This window comes from Blautia coccoides (assembly GCF_034355335.1).
GTDB classification, from domain to species: domain Bacteria; phylum Bacillota; class Clostridia; order Lachnospirales; family Lachnospiraceae; genus Blautia; species Blautia producta.
Map to the genome: position 1 here is coordinate 5,213,453 of NZ_CP136422.1, position 20,616 is coordinate 5,234,068.

Consider the following 20,616-nt stretch of genomic DNA (forward strand, 5'->3'; position numbering starts at 1 on the left):
TTTAATAGTTAGTCTTTTTTATTCTTTATATAATCCGCCATTTTTTAATCTTCTCTTAAACTGAGTACATTATAATCGAATCCTATCCGAAAAAAAATGGATTATTTTTCGATTTTATGTGATATTTTTTTGTTTTTTTCGCCTTTTTTCTATTTTTCCTGTCTGACCCAGACTGCCATTTCATTTTCTCCGCGGTTGGCCCAGACATAATATGGTATGAAATGCAGCTTAACCGGTTCCTTCACTGCTGCTTTAAGAGGCTGATACAGCCCGGCCTGTGAGGGCTGTACCTGCTGTCGGAAACCATCCATGACAACAGAGACCACCTGTTCCCCTGCAGCGGTAAAGTCTTCTGTCTCCGCCTCCTTACTGCAGTCCACTGTCAGCAGATGCAGATCCGGTCCATTGTCAGCCTCCTCCAAGCAGTACACCATAGGGCCTCTTGCCACAGCCACTTTACCGATATCTTCCCGGACCATTGGGTCCGCCTGCATGATTTTCACATCCATAGCCAGCTCCAGGGATATGCACTCGCCCGGTTTCCAGCATTTTGTCACATACAGATATCCGTCTTTTTTTGTGCACTCACTGTCCTTCACACCTTTTACACGGAACCCTCCGTTTTCCTCCCCGCACCAGTCCGGAATGCGAAGAGCTATGGTAAACGGTACGGCTTCTCCACTCACCCGGATTTCCACCTGACCGCTTCTTGGCAGGTTTGATGAGACTGTGATCGTAAGCTCTTTTCCGTTCACCTGCTTTTTAATGATACTTCCCATATAGAGATGTACAAACAGTGTATCCTCTTTTTCCGTATACGCGTAAGAGCTTATGGAACTCAGAAGCCTTGCAAGGTTGGGAGGGCAGCATGCACAGCCGAACCACTTCTGGCGTACAGGTTTAACATGGGCTTTTCTCTCATCTTTATGGCAGGCCTCCGGGTTCACCTCCAATGGATTGACATAGAAGAAACTTCTGCCGTCCAAAGCCATACCGCTGAGCACACAGTTGTACAAAGCACGCTCCATCACATCTGCGTATCCGGAGACTGGCCTGATCTCCAGCATTCTCCTTGCCACAAATACAAGGCCGATGGCCGCGCAGGTCTCCGCATATGCCGTATCATTGGGCAGGTCATAATCAAAGGAAAATGCCTCTCCCAAGTGAGTGCCGCCTATACCGCCTGTGATATACATCTTACGGCTGACCATATTATCCCATAATTTTTCACAGGCACTGTAAAGGGGTTCATCCTGTGTTATCCTTGCTATATCTGTCATCCCCGCATAGAGATAGACCGCGCGCACGGCATGCCCTACAGCTTCCTCCTGTTCACGCACGGGAACGTGTGCCTGATTGTATGCGTAGCGGAGTCCATCCGGAGAATTCCCCACACATTCCGGGTGCTCCTTGTCAAAGTAATAAGGCCTGCTGCCCCTCTCATCCACAAAGAACCGTGCCAGACTCAGATACTTTTCATCTCCCGTGGCTTCATACAGACGGACAAGTGCCATCTCGGCGATCTCATGCCCCGGGTATCCTTTGCATTTTCCCTCCTCAGGACCAAAACACTCGGCGGTATAATCTGCATAACCCATTGCCGCTTTCAGCAGCTTATCTTTTCCTGTGGCCTGATAATAAGCCACTGCGCCTTCGATCAAATGTCCGAGACAGTAAAGCTCATGATGGTCTTTCAGATCAGTAAATATTTTATCCTTGCCGTTCAGGATATAATAGGTGTCTAGATAGCCGTCCTCCTGCTGGGCCGCACAGACAATATCAATAGCCGCGTCTGCAGTCTTTTCAAGCTCCGGATCCGGGTGCTGGGTAAGGGAATATCCCACTGCTTCGATCCATTTATAAAAATCACTGTCCTGAAATACAAAACCATAAAATTTATCTTCCAAATGCTCCGGGTCTTTTGGAAGAGCCTCAAAACCTCGGAAGGTATAGGAAGGCTCCTGATAATCTCCTCCCAATTCTTTCCTCTCCAGATTTTTCTTTCCCGCTATTTTAAAGTTTCTCATACAATAACTGGGAGCCGCGCCCTCCACCTGATCGTTCAGCGCGTCCCACTGATAGGGCAGCATCTGGTTTCTTACCAGCTCCATCTCTTTTTTCCAAAAATCATCAGTTATCTGTACGCTTCTCAGGGAAAGCGGTTTGCTGAAATCTTCTCTGTTCATTCTATTCATCCTCTGTCTGCCTTCTGTTTCCCACTTTCGGCAATCCTATTTATATATTTCTTTTGTCATGGTAAGTGTAGCAGAAGTGAATTCTCATATCCATTGCCAATGAGGAACATAGCATGTATAATATGGAAAACAGCTTATTAAAAAGGAGGAATCTACATGCTTGTCTTAGAAAAAATGGCACACCGGCAGATAACCAGTGCCAACTATATTACCTCTGTAAACGGTATGCTCCACCCAGACCGTACTCTTCCGGAACACGATTTTCTCTATATGCTTGATGGCGGCTGGGAGATTATAGAGGATGGGCACATCTATGAAATACAGCGGGATGACCTGCTGATCCTCCGTGCAGGCAGACATCACTATGGGAAAAAACTCTGCAACCCCGGAAACCGGCATATGTACTTTCATGTATTACCCACATCTTCCGAAAAGGACGAAAAAAGCGGCATGGAAGAAATGGAAATCTCCACACTTCTTCCATGCCATACCCTGCTGCACTGCCGGCATGCTCCACATATCCGCAGGTATTTTGAAGAGCTTATCTCCGCCTTTTGGTCAGACAGCCCGGAAAAGCTCTGCCGCCTCTCCCTGCTCTTTAATCTGCTCTTATGTGAAATAGCACAACTGCAGACTTCCCCGAGGGATAAGCAGCCCTCCGATCCTTTAGTGGAGGATATCTGCCGTCAGATACAATCAAATCCCCAGATCTTTTACACTGCCGGGGAAATGGCAGACGCTCATTTTATCTGTGCCCGTACGCTTAACAACCGCTTTCTGAAAGTCTGCCAAAAGACGTTTTACGCCTATCAGATGGAAACCAAACTGGAGATGGTGCGGCATTTTCTGATACACCAGCCGGATTCCACTCTTCATGAGGCTGCCGTCAACTTCGGATTTTATGATGAGTTTCATCTGAGCAAAGCATTTAAGAAACAATTTAAAATGTCCCCATCACAATTTCGGAATTCCCATAGCTCGGGCCATGACAGCCCTTTGCGGCAGACTGCCGTTACAGATTGAAATACGCATCTATGCCGTCGGCAATTCCCTGTACCATATTTTTCTGCATATCAGGGTCCTGCATTTTCTGGTCATCATTCTGGTTGGTCATAAAGCCCATCTCCAAAATAGTGACCGGGACTGTACTCCAGTTGATGCCGGTCATGTTGTCATAGAGCCTTACGCCATTATTCTTGATTCCCGTTGCCTGACAGTAGGCATTAATGATTTCCTCCCCCAGTCTGCTGCTTTCCTGGTGAAGCTGGCCCACATAGGGATTCTCTGCAGAGGGGATCATGGTCATGGCTCCGTTTGCGCTGTTGTCCTCACTGCCGTCCGCATGGATTCTCACAAGGATCTCAGCACCGTTCTCTGCCGCGATCTGAGCGCGTTCTACGTTGCTGACGGCTGTGTCGTTGTCCTCTCTTGTCATAATGACCTCATATCCCCGGCTTTTTAACTCTGCCTGAAGCTGCATGGAAATATTGAGCGTCAGCTCATATTCAGGGACACCTGTGTAGACTCCCTGCGTACCGGATGCAAACTTATCTTTCATCTCCTCAGAGCCTGGGCCAAGGGGTTCCGTTCCTCCTGTATCCGCTCCTGGCCCCTGATGTCCGGGATCCACAGCTACTTTTCTTCCGTTACTCTTTGATTCTGTATTTTGCGCAGTGGATGTATCTGCATCCTGACCGTCTCCTGCTGATCCGGCATCTTGGACGTCCCCTGTCGTTTCTCCATTCTGCTCCGCTTTTTCCTCCAATGCCTGCTTTTCGGCTTCTTTCTTTAATTCCTCCAGCTCCTTTTCCAGGGACTCTGAAGATTTCTGCATTTTGCTTATCTGTCTGTCCATACGCTTCATCTCCTGCTGGAGCGATCTGCTTTTCTGTGTGCCTGTCACTGCCAGAACTGCCAGCACAGCAGCCAGCACAAAGATCAAACTGCCGAATATAATTCCCATTTTTTTCATTCTCCCATTCCTTTCCCGCTGTATTTGCCAATTCCATTACTCTTTCTGTAGCAGCCCGGGCTTATCCCCACATGTTTCCTGAATATCTTCGCAAAGTAATTCCCATTGGAAAAGCCATTTGCTCTTGCGATACAATCAATGCTTTGCTCCGTACCCAACAGATCATTCATGGCTGACTGCAGACGGAGTCCTGTCAGATAGGACAGGGGCGCTGTTCCCATCTCCTCTTTAAATGCTCTTGACAGATGTTCCGGCGATAGGTCCAGTCTGGCTGCCAGCTCCTCTATTCCGGCCAGCCCCCGGTATTCTTCCTCCATGATTTCTGCTGCCTTCTTGACAGAGGAACTCTTTTTCTGTGCCGCCGGGTGTTCCGTCTCCCTCAAGACAGCGCAGAGAAAACGGTAGAGGAACTCTCCGCCCTCGTATTTTTGAAGCCGCTCCCCGTTTGTCAGACGTTTCTGCAGACTAAGAGCCATGCGCACAGGAGGGCTGTTTTCATCCAGATCCAGAATATCCGGGCTGATATCTCTTATCTTTTTTACAAAAGGCAGTGCTGCGGTCCCACAGAAATGCAGATAGAGAAATTCCCATGGTTCATTCCTGTCTCTTTCCAGATAATATCTGCTTTCTTCGGGAAACCGGATCAGAAATCCCTGACCGCGCGTCACTCTGTATCTTTTTTTATTCCTCTCAAATATCCCTTCCCCGGAAAGCGTATACTGAAAGAGAAAACCTTCATACCCAGGCCTCCTGTCATTGGAAAAATCATACGTCTCCCCGCACCGGCGCTCCACACCGCCGTCCAGCAGGATAAGCGGCTGGGGCTCCATGTCATCCTGATTCAAGACGCCGAATACGCCCCTCTTGTACTCCATCAAAAATTTACCTCTTCATATCAAATTTCTATTCTTTTGTTTTTCACACAATCTTATTATAATTACTGTTACAGGATAAGTCAAAGAAAACAATAGAAGTCAAAATTCTACCCTGTTTTCCAATATATCAGGAGGTTCTTATGAATAAAAACAGTTTTGCCAAGGTTCCGCCTATGGGCTGGAACAGTTATGACTATTATGACACAACAGTCAATGAGGAACAGGTAAAGGCCAACGCTGACTATATGGCAGCGCATTTGAAGGAATTCGGCTGGGAATATATCGTTGTGGATATCCAGTGGTATGCCCATAAAGCCGGATCTATGAGAAAGCAGTTCCAGTATATCCCCTTCTCTGAACTGGAGATGGACGAATATTCCCGCCTGCTGCCTGACCCGGAGCGTTTTCCTTCTTCCGCCGGTCAAAAGGGCTTTGGTCCATTGGCTGATCATGTGCACAGTCTTGGTCTGAAATTCGGTATTCACATCATGCGCGGAATTCCCCGTATAGCGGCTCAGAACCATATGAAAATAAAGGACTGTGATGTGACCGCTGACATAGCTGCCAACCCATACTCCATCTGCCCCTGGAATCCGGATATGTATGGCCTGAACAATACACCTGCCGGACAGGCTTACTATGATTCTCTGCTGGAATTATACGCGTCCTGGGGTGTAGATTTCATCAAATGCGATGACATCTGCAATACCTGCAACCAAAGCCCTCACCGGGAAAACCAGTATAATGCCGCTCACGAGGTGGAGATGCTTGCAAACGCGATCAAGCGCTGCGGACGCCCCATTGTATTCTCTCTTTCACCTGGACCTGCCCTCATTGACAGAGCCTGGCATTATGAAAAGTATGCCAATATGTGGCGCATTACCGATGATTTCTGGGATGAATGGAAATATTTAAAGGACATGTTCCGCCGCTGTGAGCTGTGGCAGACACAAGTCTCGGAAGGATGTTATCCCGACTGCGACATGCTTCCTCTGGGATGGATCGGTAAAGGCTTTGGGGATGAGCGCATGACAAGATTCACAAAAGAGGAACAGCGTACTATGATGACACTCTGGTGCCTGTTTGGTTCCCCGCTTATGCTGGGCGCGGAGATGACAAAGTTGGATGACTGGACACTGTCCCTGCTCACCAACCGCAAAGTGCTGGCGCTGCTGCCCCCATCCTGCCGTCCCAGACAGATCTGCCTGGATAAGGAGAAAGCCGTGTGGACTGCCTGTGATGAAAAAGAAGGGACTTTCTATACCGCACTGTTTAATTTAAGTGATGAGACTGCTTCAATCCGCGTTGCTCTGGATGAACTGGGAAAAGAATTTGACGGAAATGTCACTCTTATAGATTTGTGGGATGGAACTTCATTCCGCAGTGAGAAACGGGAAATCTGCGCTGTACTGCCGGAACATGGTTGTGTGTTGTATCAGGTGTTCCGGTGAAAATAGCGGAATAGGTATAACAGTTCAGTTTGTCTGAACTGTCACATATAAAAAATTGGGCTGCAGCCAAAACTGATTTTCCGTTTTAGCTGCAGCCTCGTTTTTACATACGCACCATACACTCTTTTTTATAAAAGCAAATGCCATATTTTAAAATATTGGTATAACCCTCATTGCGAAGTTCTGCGTCATATTTCTGTTCCTCAAAAGCCTCCATTCTCAATGGCCTCATACAATTGGCTCAGATCCGTGTCCCGTATTTTCCGGTCAAACCAGGAGAGTATCGTATTTTTATAAATATACTGCACCTCAGCATTGGGAATAGCCATTTCAATTTATACTTCATTGGCAGAAATAACGAAAGCCCCCTTTTCTTTTTCCAGCTATTATTGTTGAGCATCATAACTCAGTATAATACTTCCGTCTCAATTACACTTTTCCCTTCCCCTATCTCATATCTCACAACAGGGATCACCGTTTTACTGTGGATCAAATTCGTATTCGGGTCCGGCTTGACCATCATAGGCTCTCCCCCTCCCTGAAGGCAGCGCACCCGGCATCCGTCCGCATCTCCCACAGGCAGGGCAAAACCGGCATCATACGCGATACACTCATATTTACTCTCAATCTCATGTATCCTTTTATGCCCCTCACGGGTAGGAATGATCTTGGACCGCACACGAATCCCCGGAAGCGGTGACCAGACGGACACCACATGTTCTTTTGTCACCTCATAGCTCTCTGCCTGCCCCCGGATAAATATATGCCCCAGCACTTCAAAGGACAGCACACTGTCCGACGCTGCCTCCTGGAAATTTACCGGGGAGCGCATGACACTGAATCCGTATTTGGCAGAGTAAGCAAACTTTGCGTATTTTTCCTCTGTATGACCATGCACATGCCCAAAGGTCCGTCCTCCGGGAAGAGCCACAACATTGCCGTCCGCTCTTCTCTGTATGATCATGTCAGCCTTCTCCAGATACTTTTCCTCTTCCAGTTCCGGAAGCGGCGCCGCCTCACAGACCCAGAAAGGGTCATCTTCAGGGAGGGCAAGACAGGCAAAGGTCTTCATAGCCCAATAAGGCGACTGCGGAGAGTTATAGCTCTCTGTCATCTGCAGATTAGGATAACAGTACCCGATCGTCAGCAGGCCTGTATGGTCAAAAATGGGCTGTTTCATCCAGTATTCCAGATGGCGGACAAGAATTCCCTTCATTACCGGCAGCGGAAGCGGCTCAATATGTGCCATGATACACGCGGAATAAAAAGCTGCCTGCGCAAAACGGTAAGTCAGAGATCTCCCATAGGGAAGAGCGCTGCCGTCCTCAGCAAACCAGTATACAAAGTCCTTTCCAAACGCCTCTGCCCGTTCCAGGTAACGCCTGCACCGCTCTGGTTCTTCCTCCTTCATGACCATTGCGTATATAATTCCGTAGAACTCCATGGCAAAAGGAATATAATAATCCGCCTGTCCGTTCTCTCCGTCCAGATACCATCCTCCGCCAATATAACAGGATTCAATAAACTCCAGGCTTTCCTCCATTCCCTTATCATCATACGGCATTCCGGCTTTTCTAAGTGCCGTATTCACCAAAATATGAAAGAAACGCCAGTTACAGTCACAGCATTTATTACGGTTGATCTCCCAGAGCCATGCACTTACCTGTTTTTTCTCTTTTTCTGTCAGAGGCTCCCAGATTTTCTCACCTGCAAACAAAATGGCAAAGGCAATGGCAGCCATTTCAACCAGCTTCTGGTCATAATCCTCACATTTTCCCCAGTATTCCGAAGACGCAGGGTCTGTGCCTGACACAAGCCCCTCTCTGTATATGTTTTCAAATGCATCATCCCTTCCGCCCCCTGCCCAGAAAGCTGCCAGTCCCCAGAGCGGACGGGAAAATCCCTCCATCCAGGCACTCTCATCCGGGTAATGGGCACTGGTGCAGCCAATGGTCAGGCGCGCCTTTTTTGTACTGTAATACGGTTTCAGCGGATTTAAAATGTCCAGCATCAAATTTTCAAAATCCTGTCTTGTGTTCAGCTTTTTCTCTCCCATGGCTCTCCCCCTACCAGATCCAGAAATCTTTTTCCATCAGTCTCAGAACTGCCTCGATAAAGAAATAGTCCCCATAAATAATAGGAACCTGACGGTTCTCTCCCTCATCGTGATACGCTACTTTTCCCATGCCCAGGACTCCGTCCTCCTCAGGATTCCAGTTACAGAAATGTTTCTCCATTGCCTGCAGAATGCGCAGAGCGCTTTTTTCGTACAGGAATTTTTCATTTTCCGGCACATGTTTTGCGATCTCCAGGAGGCCGCAGGCTGCACAGGCGCCTGCTGTGGAATCGTAATACAGCGGTTCCTCCGGCGCTCTGAAATCGCACAGAGGAAGGTAATCCGTAAGGGAGACATTGGAGATAAAATAGTGGGCTGTCTGCTTTGCTGCATCCAGATATTTCTGTTCTTTGGTGTGGGCGTAGCTGATGGCAAATCCATAGACTGCCCAGGACTGGCCTCTGGACCAGGATGAGCCTTCCCCGTATCCCTGCCCTGCCGGTGCGTCCAAAAGCTCTCCTGTCAGCGGGTCCAGTATGGCTATGTGATTACAGGAACCGTCCGGGCGCAGTATTTTCTCCATAGCTGTGTCCGCATGCCTTCTGGCAACAGCTTCAAACCGCGGGTCCCCTGACTCCTCAGAAGCCCAGTAGAGAAGGGACAGATTCATCAGGCAGTCTATGATCATCCATCCTGTCTTATCATCATTCCAGGCCCGGATAAAATTGCCCAGCACATTGAACCTTCCTGCCAGCAGATTGGCCGCGTGCTGCCCTCTGACATAGGATGCACGATTCCCTGTGAGCCTGTAATCTGCCACTGCTGTGTGCATCCACATAAATCCCACATCGTGATAAAGCCCCTCATATTCTTCCATGGACCGATCCAGCCGACGCTCCACATTTTCAGCCTTTTGGCGGTAGACTTCTTTCCCGGTGGCGTGATACATCTGCCACAGGATACCACCCCAGAAACCGTTGGTCCACCAGGCAATATCCCTGTCACCCCAATCCTCCTCATAGTGTCCGTTCTGTGGAATATAGGGAATTTTATCTCCCAGTCTTTCACATTCCTTTTCCATCTTTAGGTCAAATTTCGCAAAAGTCTCCTCCAGCCATTTATGATCTGATTCCGATAAAAAATTCTGCATTACTCTGTGTCCTCCATATCTGCATACAGCCTGTGCCCGCAATACCCTCCTGCCAAAGCACGGCTGATCTCTTCTCATCTTATAACTAAGCTCTACGGCTGTACCTGTACCGGCTTCATTCTGCCGTCCGTTCCGAACTCCACCCGGTCAATACATGTCTCACGGTGACAGCCTCTGCCCTCAGGATATTCCCTTACAGGGGTGGCAAAACGGTGATATGCCATATAATAAATATCCTCCTGCGGCTCCCTGAGAATGCAGTGATGGCCTGTCCCCAGAACACCGGCTCCCGGCCTTTTTTCCAGTACCGGATACAGGTATTTCACCGGTCCATACAGGCTGTGGGAAATACCGTAATTCACATGGTAATCCTCACTTCCTGTATCATCACATGACCAGGTAAAATGATATATTCCTTCTCTTTTTAATACGGTTACAGCCTCTCTGAAATCCTCTGCCCCTTCCAGATTTTTCATGGTTTCCGGGCAGATATGAAGCAGGTCTTCACTTAATTTCACAACAGCAGGACTGCCGTTTCCAAACAACATGTACACCTGCCCATCCTCCTCGTAGATGGATGGGTCTATCACCTGGCTCATCTTTACTCCTGCTGCCTGTACCATTTCGGGTGTCAGCAGAGGCTTTGGCTGTGCCCGGTATCCGGATGCAGGAGAACTGCTGACCGCAGCGCCGATACAGGACACTCCATCCGGCCTTTTCGCACAGAAATAAAAGTAAAACTGCCCGTCCCTCTCAAAGACAGCGGGCGCCCATGCCGAGCCTACAGACCATGGAACCTGCTCAGAGGCCGTATCCAAAATGACCCCCTCATCTTTCCATTCTCTCAGATTCTCGGATGAGAAAGCATGAAACTGTGTTCCGGACCAGTTCGCAAAACCGTCTGTTGTTGGATAGAGATAATAGGTATCTTTATATTTCAGCATATCCGGGTCTGCATAAAGTCCGTGAAGTACAGGGTTCTGTCTGCGGCAAAGTCTTAATATACACAGGGATTCCGGTTTTATGTCAACCTCAAATACAGAACTGTCAAATTCAATATCCGCCACATCCGGTCTCACCAGATCAGGGTGTTTAAAGGTATTTCTGTCATCCCTGTCAAACCCTTCCATCCGGTATATATGCCCTGTAAAGCGGCTGCCTTCCTCACCCTCCAGACAGATCTGCACGTTCTCTTCTCGGGGCAGGACATTCACTATCTTTACAATAATATCACCTGTTTCCCTTTCCAGGCTGCTGGTGATATACACCGGTTCCGCGGCAACAGGTCGCACCTCTGTCTCCAGCTCTGCCGCGCCGTCCACATAGGTCTCCACTCTTCTTCCCCGAACACGGAGCTCCAGGTCGTAATTCCTTCCGGCTTCTACGCTTCGTGTGCGCTGGATCAGACAGGAATTCCTGCCGTCTATATCCTCTCCGATTATAGAGTCTTCATTGGCCCATCCGCCAAGTCTCCAAAACAGACGGTTCTTCTCATCCTGCTGCCCGAAGCTGACCGTAAATCCCTTTTTGCCGCTCAGCTCCCTGGCGTTGAGACGGATGGTATAATTTTGGCTGTCAACGGTTGCAATTCTTTTTCTGGAACATTCCGGACTCAGCACGGTTTTCTGACAGGTATACTTCTTCCCTGTGTCCTCCTCTGTGATCACAATATTTTCAAATGCCACCTGTGATTCATTGGCCTCCAGAACAATATCACCCGGAAGACTGTCAGGATACCGGCTCATCATTACAGAAGAGCCTTTCCCAGATATCTCCTGCTTAAGAACCGCATCCCCGTGGTGGTTCATGAAGAGCTTCTGTACATGATAACTGGGCGTGGGCACTGCCGCGCAGTTGTCAAACCATATCATATCCGGTCTCCAGTTTTCATAATGTACGTGACAGAAAAGCGGTGCGTAACATGCCAGCTTTACCGCATGGGCAGCGTTCTGCATCCCCACCATGTAGGATGCCTCGGCCAATGCATTAAACCAGGTATTATCCTGAGAAGCATACTCTCCTAAAAATACCTTGGGACCGTTATCCCAAAACGCGTCATAGCGGTGGTGCTCAGCAATAAACCACTCCGGCGACTGATAATAATGTTCATCCACCAGGTCTGCCCCTTCCTCCCTTGCGGACTGCCATCCTCTGTCATATTCCTTTCCCGCGGCGAACGGACCACTGGTCCCGATTATCTTAATCTCAGGATATTTCTCCCTCACTGCCCGGTGGAAAAGAGGATACCGCTCAAAAAACGGTTCTCCCACTTCCTCATTCCCGATACCTATGTATTCCATATGAAAGGGTTCTGGATGCCCCATAGCCGCACGTCTGCTGCCCCAGTATGACTCCGCGTCTCCATTGGCAAATTCAATGAGGTCCAGTGCGTCCTGAACGTAATCTTTCAGTTCATCTCCCACAGCCGCCTCATGGGTGTGGGGATCATAGCCTCCCGGAAGCACCGGGACAGGCTTCGCTCCCAAATCCTCGCATAGCAGAAAATACTCATAATATCCCAGCCCCATAGTCTGATTATATCCCCAATTATTTCTGCAGGCGGGGCGGTTTTCCACAGGACCGATGGTGTTTTTCCACCGGTACAGACTATCCCTGTCTCCGGCGTGAAGGGAACCGCCGTGTACCAAACATCCTCCCGGAAAACGCAAAAATCTGGGATGCATTTCTTCCAAAAGCTGCGCCAGATCCCTGCGCAGGCCGTTCTTTCTGTTCTTATATGTATGTACCGGAAACAGGGAAACAAAATCAAGTTCAACACACCCGCTGCCCTTTGCAGTCACAGCAAGTCTTCCCTGTCTGTCATCACAAGGAACTTGGAACGTGAGCTGGTATTTTTCCCATTTTTCCGTAATATCAATGGTCTGGGAAGTGTATATCTCCCCTGTCCCGGAACGCAGGGATACCACCAGCTTGTCACAGTCTCCCCGCTCCTTTCTGGCATAGCAGGAAAAGTCATAGTATGCCCCTTTTTCATAGAAGATACCCGGACCAAATCCATGGTTACACACACCGATATCCTCCCCCTCTTCCAGTATTTCCATCACCAGATAGTGAGGATTTTCAGGGAAAAGACCATGTTCTTTTTCCACATGAAGCTCGGTCTTTCCTCCCTTTTCAATCTTCTCCCAGGCAGTCAGTCCGTGATAGTCCGGGTTGTCCACAGAGCAAAATTCAAATGCCCGATTGCGGATCAGTTCCGCGTATAATCCTCCGTCTGCCGCATGGTTTAAATCCTCAAAAAAGATACCGAACAGGTCCTGCATATCTGCCTTTTCCGCTCTTGTATTTATCTTTACCTGCATATTATATTCTTCCTTTCCTGTAACCTTCAGCCGGGCAAATAATTACCCTCTTTCAAATCTGTGTCTGTGCGCTGCCAGGCATACTGTCTGGCATGAAGTACCAGTAACCTGTCACTCTGATATCTTGTTGCCAAAACAGGTTTGCAGGCGCTCATATTCCTCTTCCTTCAGAACCAGCACAGAACCATGGCGCTTGCAGACATCTCCCATATGGTAATCTCCGGGTTCTGCCACTTTAAAGTCGCCTTTTTCCAGGCTTGTGCAGATAAGGGGAAGATACCCAAGCCCTTCCGCAAACCGATCCACCATAAGACACCATTCTCCCTCTTCTCCTATGGGGAATGCTGCCGGTCCTTCCACTCCCATCAAAGTATTTAATGTCTCCGCATCCATCTCCGTAAATTCTCCCTGAAGACTTGTGCCTCTGTCCATGCGTACCTTTTTAGTTGTCTCGTCCTTGGAAAAACGGTAGAAAACACCAGCCACCTCCACTATAGTGGTATCTATCACATGATGTTCCCTCTCAATGTATTTTCCCGGTGCTGTGAACTCTTTAAAATCTCTTGTATAGGCGCTGTAAATCCTCTGTTTGTGCGCGGTATCACCTGTCTCCTTTGTCATGGAGGCCCAGAACACAAGATATGCTTCCTTCTCCGGGTCATATACTGCCTCCGGCGCCCACGCGCAGCCTGCCCCGGGGACCCCTGTCTCGAATGTCCAGGGTTCTGACCAGTTTACCAGGTCCGTGGAACACCAGATCACGATTTTTGTACTTCCCTCCATCTGTGCCGCGGTCCAACCTTTGCCGTTTGCTATCCTTAAGTCCGTTGCAATGATATAAAATTTCCCGTCTATGACAGATCTTACTATAAACGGATCCCTGACTCCCTTTTCCCCGGCTTTCCAGCGGATCACCGGCTTTTGGCCGTTTAGATCCTGCCAGTGCAGTCCATCCCTGCTAAGCGCATAATACACCTGCTCTCCCTCGGGGGATTCCCCTGTAAAATGTACAAATAAATAACCTTTTTTTCTATTCTCCATGCAGCTTTTTCCTCCTCATCCGCACTATCTTTTCATTTTGTGAAATCGGTTTCAAATTTATTTCATTTTACTACAACCCACGTATTTTCACAATGGCTTTCCGCAAAAAAGTCGCTGATTTACAATAAGTCTCTCTTAATTCCATTGTTTTCCCCGGCAGGTTCCCTATAATATGTTTTAGCAGAAAAACAAAACCAAAAGTATAACACCGTGTGGGGACTGAACAGTTCCCCAAAAGCATAGATCAGGAGGTATTTCTATATGAATACAACACATTATCCCATAAATAAAAACTGTAGATTTCACCTGGGTGACTGCCCGGATGCCTGGCAGGCATGGTACGACGATTCAGACTGGGAAAGTGTTTCCCTTCCCCATGATTGGTCTGTAACCCTGCCTTTCTCCAGAGAATATTCCAGCGGCACCGGGTATCTGGCCGGGGGGATCGGATGGTATCGTTTCCGTATCACTCCCCATGAATCCTGGAAAGGCAAACGTCTGTATCTGGCCTTCGATGGCGTGTACAAGAACAGCCGCGTATGGTGCAACAGCTATTACCTGGGAAACAGGCCCAACGGATATATTTCCTTTACTTATGATATTACAGAGCAGTTCAGCTTTGACCGGGAGAATATCATCTGTGTCTGCGCAGACCACAGGGATATTGCGGATTCCCGCTGGTTCACCGGTTCCGGTATCACCAGAAAAGTACAGCTCATCGTTCAGGAACCCGTGCACATGGTTCCCTGGAGCATGGCCTTTGAAACCCCCGAGGTCTCTTCTCAAAAAGCTGCTTTTTGCGCCTCCTGTGAAATAAAAAATGACACACTGGAGGAGGTACAGGTTACAGCTAAATTCAGACTGATCAAGACAGAAAACACAAAAAGTAATATTGAAAACTGCAATTTTCCAGCCCATGAGACACCACCTGAAAACTCCCACACATCCTCTTATACGGAGAACAGGATACAGGCTGAAGCCTCTGTAAATATGCGTATCCCTGCCGGTGCCGCATGCAGGGCTAAAGTCGCAGGTGAGGTTCTTTCTCCCGTCCTGTGGTCTCCTGATTCACCGGATCTATATACTCTGGAAACCTGGATCTGCCCTGCTGACAGTGTTTCCGGCCAAGCCTGCCACGCTGTAGCCTACAGAGTTGACAGCCGCAGGGTGGGTATCCGGAGTATCTGTTTTGATGCAGATACAGGCTTTTACCTGAATGACAAAAATATGCTGATAAAAGGCGTTTGTGTTCACCACGACGCCGGCTGCCTGGGCGCTGCCGTTCCTGTTCCTGTGTGGGAAAGACGTCTGAAAAAGCTGAAGGATATGGGATGTAACGCCATCCGCATGAGCCACAATCCCCATATGCCGGAGCTTTATGACTTATGTGATTCCATGGGATTTCTTGTCATAGACGAGGCTTTCGACGAGTGGGAGGGACCGAAAAACAAGTGGAGTACAGGACATAATGTGTATCCGCCAAAGCATCAGGGGTACTATCTGGATTTTCCCAGGTGGCACAGAGAAGACCTGACAGACCTGGTACGCCGGGACCGCTGCCATCCTTCCATTATCATGTGGAGTATCGGCAACGAGATCGACTACCCCAATGATCCTTACTGCCACGCCTCTTTTACCACCATGACCGGCAATAACGACGCGGATAAACCGGCAGAGGAACGGCAGTATAACCCCAAAAGGCCGGATGCCGGACGCCTTGCTGTACTGGCCGAAAGACTTACCAAGATCGTAAAAGAAAGTGATAAGACACGTCCTGTCACCCTGGCGGCTGCCTTTCCTGAACTGTCCTCCCGGCTGGGATTTCTGGATTCCCTGGATGTGGCAGGATACAACTACAAGGAACATCTATACGAGGAAAGCCACCGCAGATTTCCTGATAAGCCTTTCATCGGCAGCGAGAACGGACACAGCCTGGAAGCGTGGGAGGCTGTGACAAAAAATCCCTATATCTCAGGGCAGTTTCTCTGGACCGGGATCGATTATCTGGGAGAGGCAAAAGGCTGGCCCATCCACGGCTCTGGTGCCGGACTTCTGACTCTTGCGGGATTTGAAAAGCCGGGTTATTACCGCAGGCAGAGTCTGTGGTCTGCCAAACCTATGGTACATCTGTCCACAGCCCGCTTGGACACAGACCAGGGGGAATGGACTCCCGTATCTGATACCTGGAATTACCCGGAAAAAGAAAAAGTCCTTGTGAAATGTTATACGAATCTGCCTCAGGTGGAGCTATGGCTGAATGACGAATGTCTGGGCACCTATCAAAAGCCCCCTGCCTGCGACGCTGTTATGATCACCACCGACTATATTCCCGGTACGCTGAAAGCCCTTGGAAAAGCCTCGGACGGTACCGAAGTTTCCCATACCCTGACTACCACAGACACAGCCTGCCGGATATCCCTGCGTTGTTATGAGGATATCCTTCCCTCAGCCGCAAAAACAACTTTCCGTCAGATTGAGGTGCTCATGAAAGACACCTGGGGAAATCCTGTTTTATCTGACTGCTCACTTTTGCATGTGGAAACGGAAAACGGCCAAATACTGGGTTTGGAAAATGGAGATCTGACAGATGTGACAGATTACAGCGCCGCTTTCAGACGGGCATATCACGGCAGATTATTGATTTATGTAAACCATATAGATGAAGAAAAAGAAATGACTGTCACTGTTTCCGGTGATGCGGAGGCAAATATAAAAACGGCGGTCCTGACTCTTTCCTCCTTAAAATAACATAGAGAAAACAGGAGTTCAGACAAGCTTGCTCCGGTACTTACGGTCAAACAGAAGCAGGCCGACAGAAAGGAAATTCCATGAAATTCTTTCATTATGACAAGACACTCAGCATTATGAAAACACCGCAGGGCACTATGACCCTGTCCCGCATTTTCGTTCCCTTTTTTACGGAAATGCTGCTGCTCAACATGATGGGTACTATCAATACCCTGATGCTCGCCCATTACTCAGATGACGCGGTGGCTGCCGTAGGCTCTGCCACCCAGCTTCTGGGAATGATACTCACATTTTATACTGTGATCAGCACAGGCTCTTCCATTGTGATCAATCACAATCTGGGCGCGGAAAATACGGAAAAAGCTTCTGACGCAGCCCTTACTTCCATTATCCTGTGCGGTTCCCTGAGCCTGATCCTGGGCACCTGTCTCTCCCTTGCCGCAAGGCCGCTTTTGGGCCTTATGCATCTGCAGGGACAGGTTTTAGACTATGCCGTCACCTATTTCCGGATCGCAGTGCAGTTTTCCTTTTTCCAGGCAGTAACCTCCAGTATCTCCGGCATTTTCAGAAGCTATGGCAAGCCAAAGATATCGGTCTGTGTCTCACTTACTATGAATGGCATGAATGCAGCACTGGCTTATCTGGTCATCTTTCGACCCATAGAACTTCCCGTCTCAGGGGTATCCGGTATTGCCGCAGCCTATGTGTGCAGTCAGCTTTTCGGACTGCTCCTGATCCTTGCCTTCCTGCGGAAAATCCCCCTTGGGCTGCATTTCAGGCAAAAAAACTTCGCCTCCCTGAAGGTCGCCGTGACCATGCTGAAGGTGGGAATTCCGGGAGGGATCAGCAGCATCTCCTACAACCTCTCTCAGGTGGTCTCCACCTCCATCATTGCCATTTTAGGGGTTGCTGCCATTTCCACCAAAATCTATGTGTCCAACATTGTCTTTTATGTATATGTATTCGGCATGAGCCTTGGCCTGTCCACCTCCCTGATGATCGGATGGCTTGCCGGAGCCGGGAAATATGAACAGGCCTACCGTCTGAATCTGCAGAACCTGAAGCTGACCATAAGCGCCAATGTAATGCTGTCCTTTTTGATCTTTTTGCTGGCAGAACCACTGCTTGGATGCTTTACCACAGACCCACAGATCATTTCCATGGGCAGACATCTGATGCTTATTGATATACTGGTGGAAATAGGCAGAGGATTCAACCATGTGGAGGAGAATTCCCTGCGGGGTGCCGGCGATGTGGTCTATCCCATGGCCGTATCCATGATATCCTGCTGGACCATGAGCATTCTATTTTCCTACATTCTGGGAATCCACATGGGACTTGGACTGACGGGGTGCTGGATTGCCTTTGCCATGGATGAATTCTTCAGAGGCACCGCATATCTGATACGCTGGAGATCAAGAAAATGGACCACGAAAACAGTCGCGGTCCATGCCTGAAAAAGCTATTCTGCCAGCTATCTTATTTTCTCTGTATGCGGCCCAAATCCATCTCATATACGGAGTCGCACAACTGCCTGATATCCTCCTGGTTATGGCTTGCCAGCAGGATCGTGTTTCCCTTTTCTTTTAATTTGAGCAGTAACTGCCTCATATCCTCTACTCCTTGATTGTCCAGGCCGTTCATCGGTTCGTCCAGGATCAATATATTCTGATCCTCCATAATTGCCTGGGCAATCCCCAGTCTCTGGCGCATTCCCATAGAATATTTTCCCACTTTTTTATTCTTTTGCTCCGCAAGGCCCACCAGGTCTAAGACATCATTTATCTTTTCCCTGTCAGGCTTACCGTTTAGTCCCATTAAAAATTCCAGGTTTTTGTAACCGCTGTAATGCCTCAAAAATCCGGGTGATTCTATGATGATCCCCAGATTCGACAGGGTACTTTTGTCCCTTCCCACAGCCTTTCCTTCTATCTGTATCTCACCCCTGTCTATCTGCAGAAAACCACAGATACATTTAAAAAGCACTGTCTTCCCGGAGCCATTTCTTCCTATGATTCCGCAAATACTCCCCTTATCCGCCTGCAAGCTGACGTCATGCAGAACCTCAATATTTTCAAATGATTTGTAAACATTTTTCACTTCTATGGTATGGTTCATTCTTCAACCTCCGGGAGATCTTTGTGCAGGATACCGTATATACATCCCAGGAACAATATGGTGATCAAAACACTCAAAATAAGGATTTGCTGTATGGCGTCAGGGCCTCTGTAAGTGGGACTGTAAAACAGATACGAGGGATCCAGCCAGGCCGCGGTTGCCAGATAATGAATGGGGGTTGGCATAAAAGAAAGGCGGTAAGGAGCCAGGATCACCAGCATTGCGGCCGCGATCCCCACCTCACGTTTCAGGAACAGGTTGCAGAAAAACAACACCAAACCAATCAGAACCGCATTTAAAATTCCCATCATACAGGTCCAACCCAGGGCCTCCAGAGGCTTAAACTGATTCAAAATATCTACAGGCACCTGCAAAGGGATTCCACTGTTAAGTCCCGCATCTGTCCGTGCCAGTGTATTCCAAACATTGCCCCACTCATTTCTGAATGATATGTGGGGAAACAGAAAAATCAAACTCATAAGATAAAGCATAAGAAAATATAACACACTGCCCAAAATAATATAACATATCTGTCCCACTGCCCATACAATTTTTCCGGTTCTTATGGTCAAATACATTTGGGAGCGGTTAAAAAACGGTGCGTTGCTGAACAACAGAGCCACCCCTGCCAGAAAACAGAAAATAACCGATGGATGAATAAATAAAAAACTGAATAAAAAAGGAGTTGCCTTCAACTGATGCATTTCCAAAAATGCGCGGAGGGAAGACATCAGTGTACTCAAAAATATAAAATTACAAATAACGATCATATACAGTCTGGGATTGCGGATCAATTGTACTAACTGATATCTGGTTATCCGCAGAATACGATGTCTATGCTTCATACTCGTACCTCCTGATCCCAAAATACAGCAAAATACAGGAACCTATATAAGAACAGAGTGCAAATATGGCAATATACAGAAAGAACAGGGTACAGGGCTGACTGGTATTGACCACCCAAAACATACTTTCCACATCTGCAGAAAATTTTATAATATAATTGGAAACAAAAATCAGTATAAAGAATAAAACAGGCGGTACGCACAATACCAGGAAGCCATCCCGTATATAAGCAGACAAAGCCAAGGATGCTGCCGCCATACAACTACAGCAGATTCCATTCACCAGCGTTTGAAGAAAGATAAATCCCATTGTGTGCTCAGGAAGCATAAACCCAAAGGTTGTAATCTCTTTTAAATTTTCCACAGCCAGACCTCTGTCTGACACCAGAGGATACTGAGTCAATTCAAAAGCCAGATATAAAAAAGTTCCCAGACAATAGACTGCAATGGTTCCAATAACACAGACTGATACTTTGGATAACACATATTTTTGAAGTGAAACCCTGCACAGTATATTTTTGATTTCATGGTCCTGCATATCTTCACATACGCTCAATCCATAAAATCCATTACAGACTGCCATAGTAATATATACAACTGTACTTCGTCCCACTGTTCCAAAGAATATCCCCAAAACATCCATTTCCAGGAAGAACCTCCGGCTGTTCCCGTACCATAAAATCGCTACTGCCAGAACAATCAGTACAAATCTTTTATTTAGAAAAGCCCTCTTCATATCCATACGAAAAATTCCCATATGACTCTCCTGTTTTTTTAATCTGTTATTATACAGCCTATTGGCTTCATAGCAGCAAATACATACACACAAACTGCAAATGCGG

The 20,616-nt window shown here is 47.9% G+C and carries 14 protein-coding genes; 4 read left to right on the plus strand and 10 right to left on the minus strand.

Features of this window, described 5'->3' with window-relative positions; all coding sequences use genetic code 11:
* Window positions 1-149 precede the first annotated feature (149 nt).
* The gene (locus BLCOC_RS23480) at window positions 150-2,186 is read right to left on the minus strand and encodes a glycoside hydrolase family 127 protein (protein WP_115623516.1); all 2,037 of its coding nucleotides are present in this window, start codon (window positions 2,184-2,186) and stop codon (window positions 150-152) included.
* A gap of 165 nt (window positions 2,187-2,351) precedes the next feature.
* Between BLCOC_RS23480 and BLCOC_RS23485 the strand changes: the two genes are divergently transcribed.
* Window positions 2,352-3,218 carry a helix-turn-helix domain-containing protein gene (locus BLCOC_RS23485; RefSeq protein WP_115623517.1) on the plus strand — a complete coding sequence of 289 codons (867 nt, stop codon included), beginning with the start codon at window positions 2,352-2,354 and terminating at the stop codon, window positions 3,216-3,218.
* Here BLCOC_RS23485 and BLCOC_RS23490 read toward each other — a convergent pair.
* Together BLCOC_RS23490 and BLCOC_RS23495 are read right to left on the minus strand one after the other, a co-directional pair.
* Complete coding sequence (locus tag BLCOC_RS23490) at window positions 3,208-4,158, minus strand: N-acetylmuramoyl-L-alanine amidase family protein (protein WP_242998993.1); 951 nt, start codon at window positions 4,156-4,158, stop codon at window positions 3,208-3,210. The genes BLCOC_RS23485 and BLCOC_RS23490 overlap by 11 nt on opposite strands.
* Before the next feature lie 5 nt (window positions 4,159-4,163).
* On the minus strand, window positions 4,164-5,042 hold the full coding sequence (locus BLCOC_RS23495) for an AraC family transcriptional regulator (RefSeq protein ID WP_115623519.1): 879 nt from the start codon (window positions 5,040-5,042) through the stop codon (window positions 4,164-4,166).
* 140 nt (window positions 5,043-5,182) lie between these two features.
* Between BLCOC_RS23495 and BLCOC_RS23500 the strand changes: the two genes are divergently transcribed.
* The gene (locus BLCOC_RS23500) at window positions 5,183-6,493 is read left to right on the plus strand and encodes a glycoside hydrolase family 27 protein (protein WP_115623520.1); all 1,311 of its coding nucleotides are present in this window, start codon (window positions 5,183-5,185) and stop codon (window positions 6,491-6,493) included.
* 406 nt (window positions 6,494-6,899) lie between these two features.
* Here BLCOC_RS23500 and BLCOC_RS23505 read toward each other — a convergent pair whose 3' ends face one another.
* The 4 genes from BLCOC_RS23505 to BLCOC_RS23520 all read right to left on the minus strand — a co-directional run bounded on the left by BLCOC_RS23505 (window position 6,900) and on the right by BLCOC_RS23520 (window position 14,063).
* Window positions 6,900-8,549 (minus strand): DUF2264 domain-containing protein, encoded by a 1,650-nt coding sequence (locus tag BLCOC_RS23505; protein WP_115623521.1) that lies wholly within the window; start codon window positions 8,547-8,549, stop codon window positions 6,900-6,902.
* A gap of 10 nt (window positions 8,550-8,559) precedes the next feature.
* Entirely contained in the window at window positions 8,560-9,699 is a 1,140-nt protein-coding gene (locus tag BLCOC_RS23510; RefSeq protein ID WP_029471162.1) for a glycoside hydrolase family 88 protein, read from the minus strand.
* Window positions 9,700-9,791: 92 nt separating this feature from the next.
* On the minus strand, window positions 9,792-13,022 hold the full coding sequence (locus BLCOC_RS23515) for a family 43 glycosylhydrolase (protein ID WP_115623522.1): 3,231 nt from the start codon (window positions 13,020-13,022) through the stop codon (window positions 9,792-9,794).
* A 111-nt stretch (window positions 13,023-13,133) separates the two neighbouring features.
* Window positions 13,134-14,063, minus strand: coding sequence for a glycoside hydrolase family 43 protein (locus BLCOC_RS23520; protein ID WP_115623523.1), 930 nt, complete (start codon window positions 14,061-14,063; stop codon window positions 13,134-13,136).
* A gap of 261 nt (window positions 14,064-14,324) precedes the next feature.
* Between BLCOC_RS23520 and BLCOC_RS23525 the strand changes: the two genes are divergently transcribed.
* Window positions 14,325-16,811, plus strand: coding sequence for a glycoside hydrolase family 2 TIM barrel-domain containing protein (locus tag BLCOC_RS23525; protein WP_115623524.1), 2,487 nt, complete (start codon window positions 14,325-14,327; stop codon window positions 16,809-16,811).
* Between the two features lie 80 nt (window positions 16,812-16,891).
* Window positions 16,892-18,268, plus strand: coding sequence for an MATE family efflux transporter (locus BLCOC_RS23530; protein ID WP_115623525.1), 1,377 nt, complete (start codon window positions 16,892-16,894; stop codon window positions 18,266-18,268).
* Between the two features lie 22 nt (window positions 18,269-18,290).
* On the opposite strand, the gene BLCOC_RS23535 is transcribed toward BLCOC_RS23530, so the two are convergent.
* From BLCOC_RS23535 to BLCOC_RS23545, 3 genes are read right to left on the minus strand one after another with little or no spacing between them, the layout of a single operon-like run.
* Window positions 18,291-18,929: an ABC transporter ATP-binding protein gene (locus BLCOC_RS23535; protein ID WP_115623526.1), complete on the minus strand. Its 639-nt coding sequence runs from the start codon at window positions 18,927-18,929 to the stop codon at window positions 18,291-18,293.
* On the minus strand, window positions 18,926-19,774 hold the full coding sequence (locus BLCOC_RS23540) for a hypothetical protein (RefSeq protein WP_115623527.1): 849 nt from the start codon (window positions 19,772-19,774) through the stop codon (window positions 18,926-18,928). Before BLCOC_RS23540 ends, BLCOC_RS23535 begins: the two co-directional genes overlap by 4 nt.
* Window positions 19,764-20,531 carry a hypothetical protein gene (locus tag BLCOC_RS23545; protein ID WP_115623528.1) on the minus strand — a complete coding sequence of 256 codons (768 nt, stop codon included), beginning with the start codon at window positions 20,529-20,531 and terminating at the stop codon, window positions 19,764-19,766. The genes BLCOC_RS23540 and BLCOC_RS23545 overlap by 11 nt, the downstream gene beginning before the upstream one ends.
* Window positions 20,532-20,616: the final 85 nt, after the last annotated feature.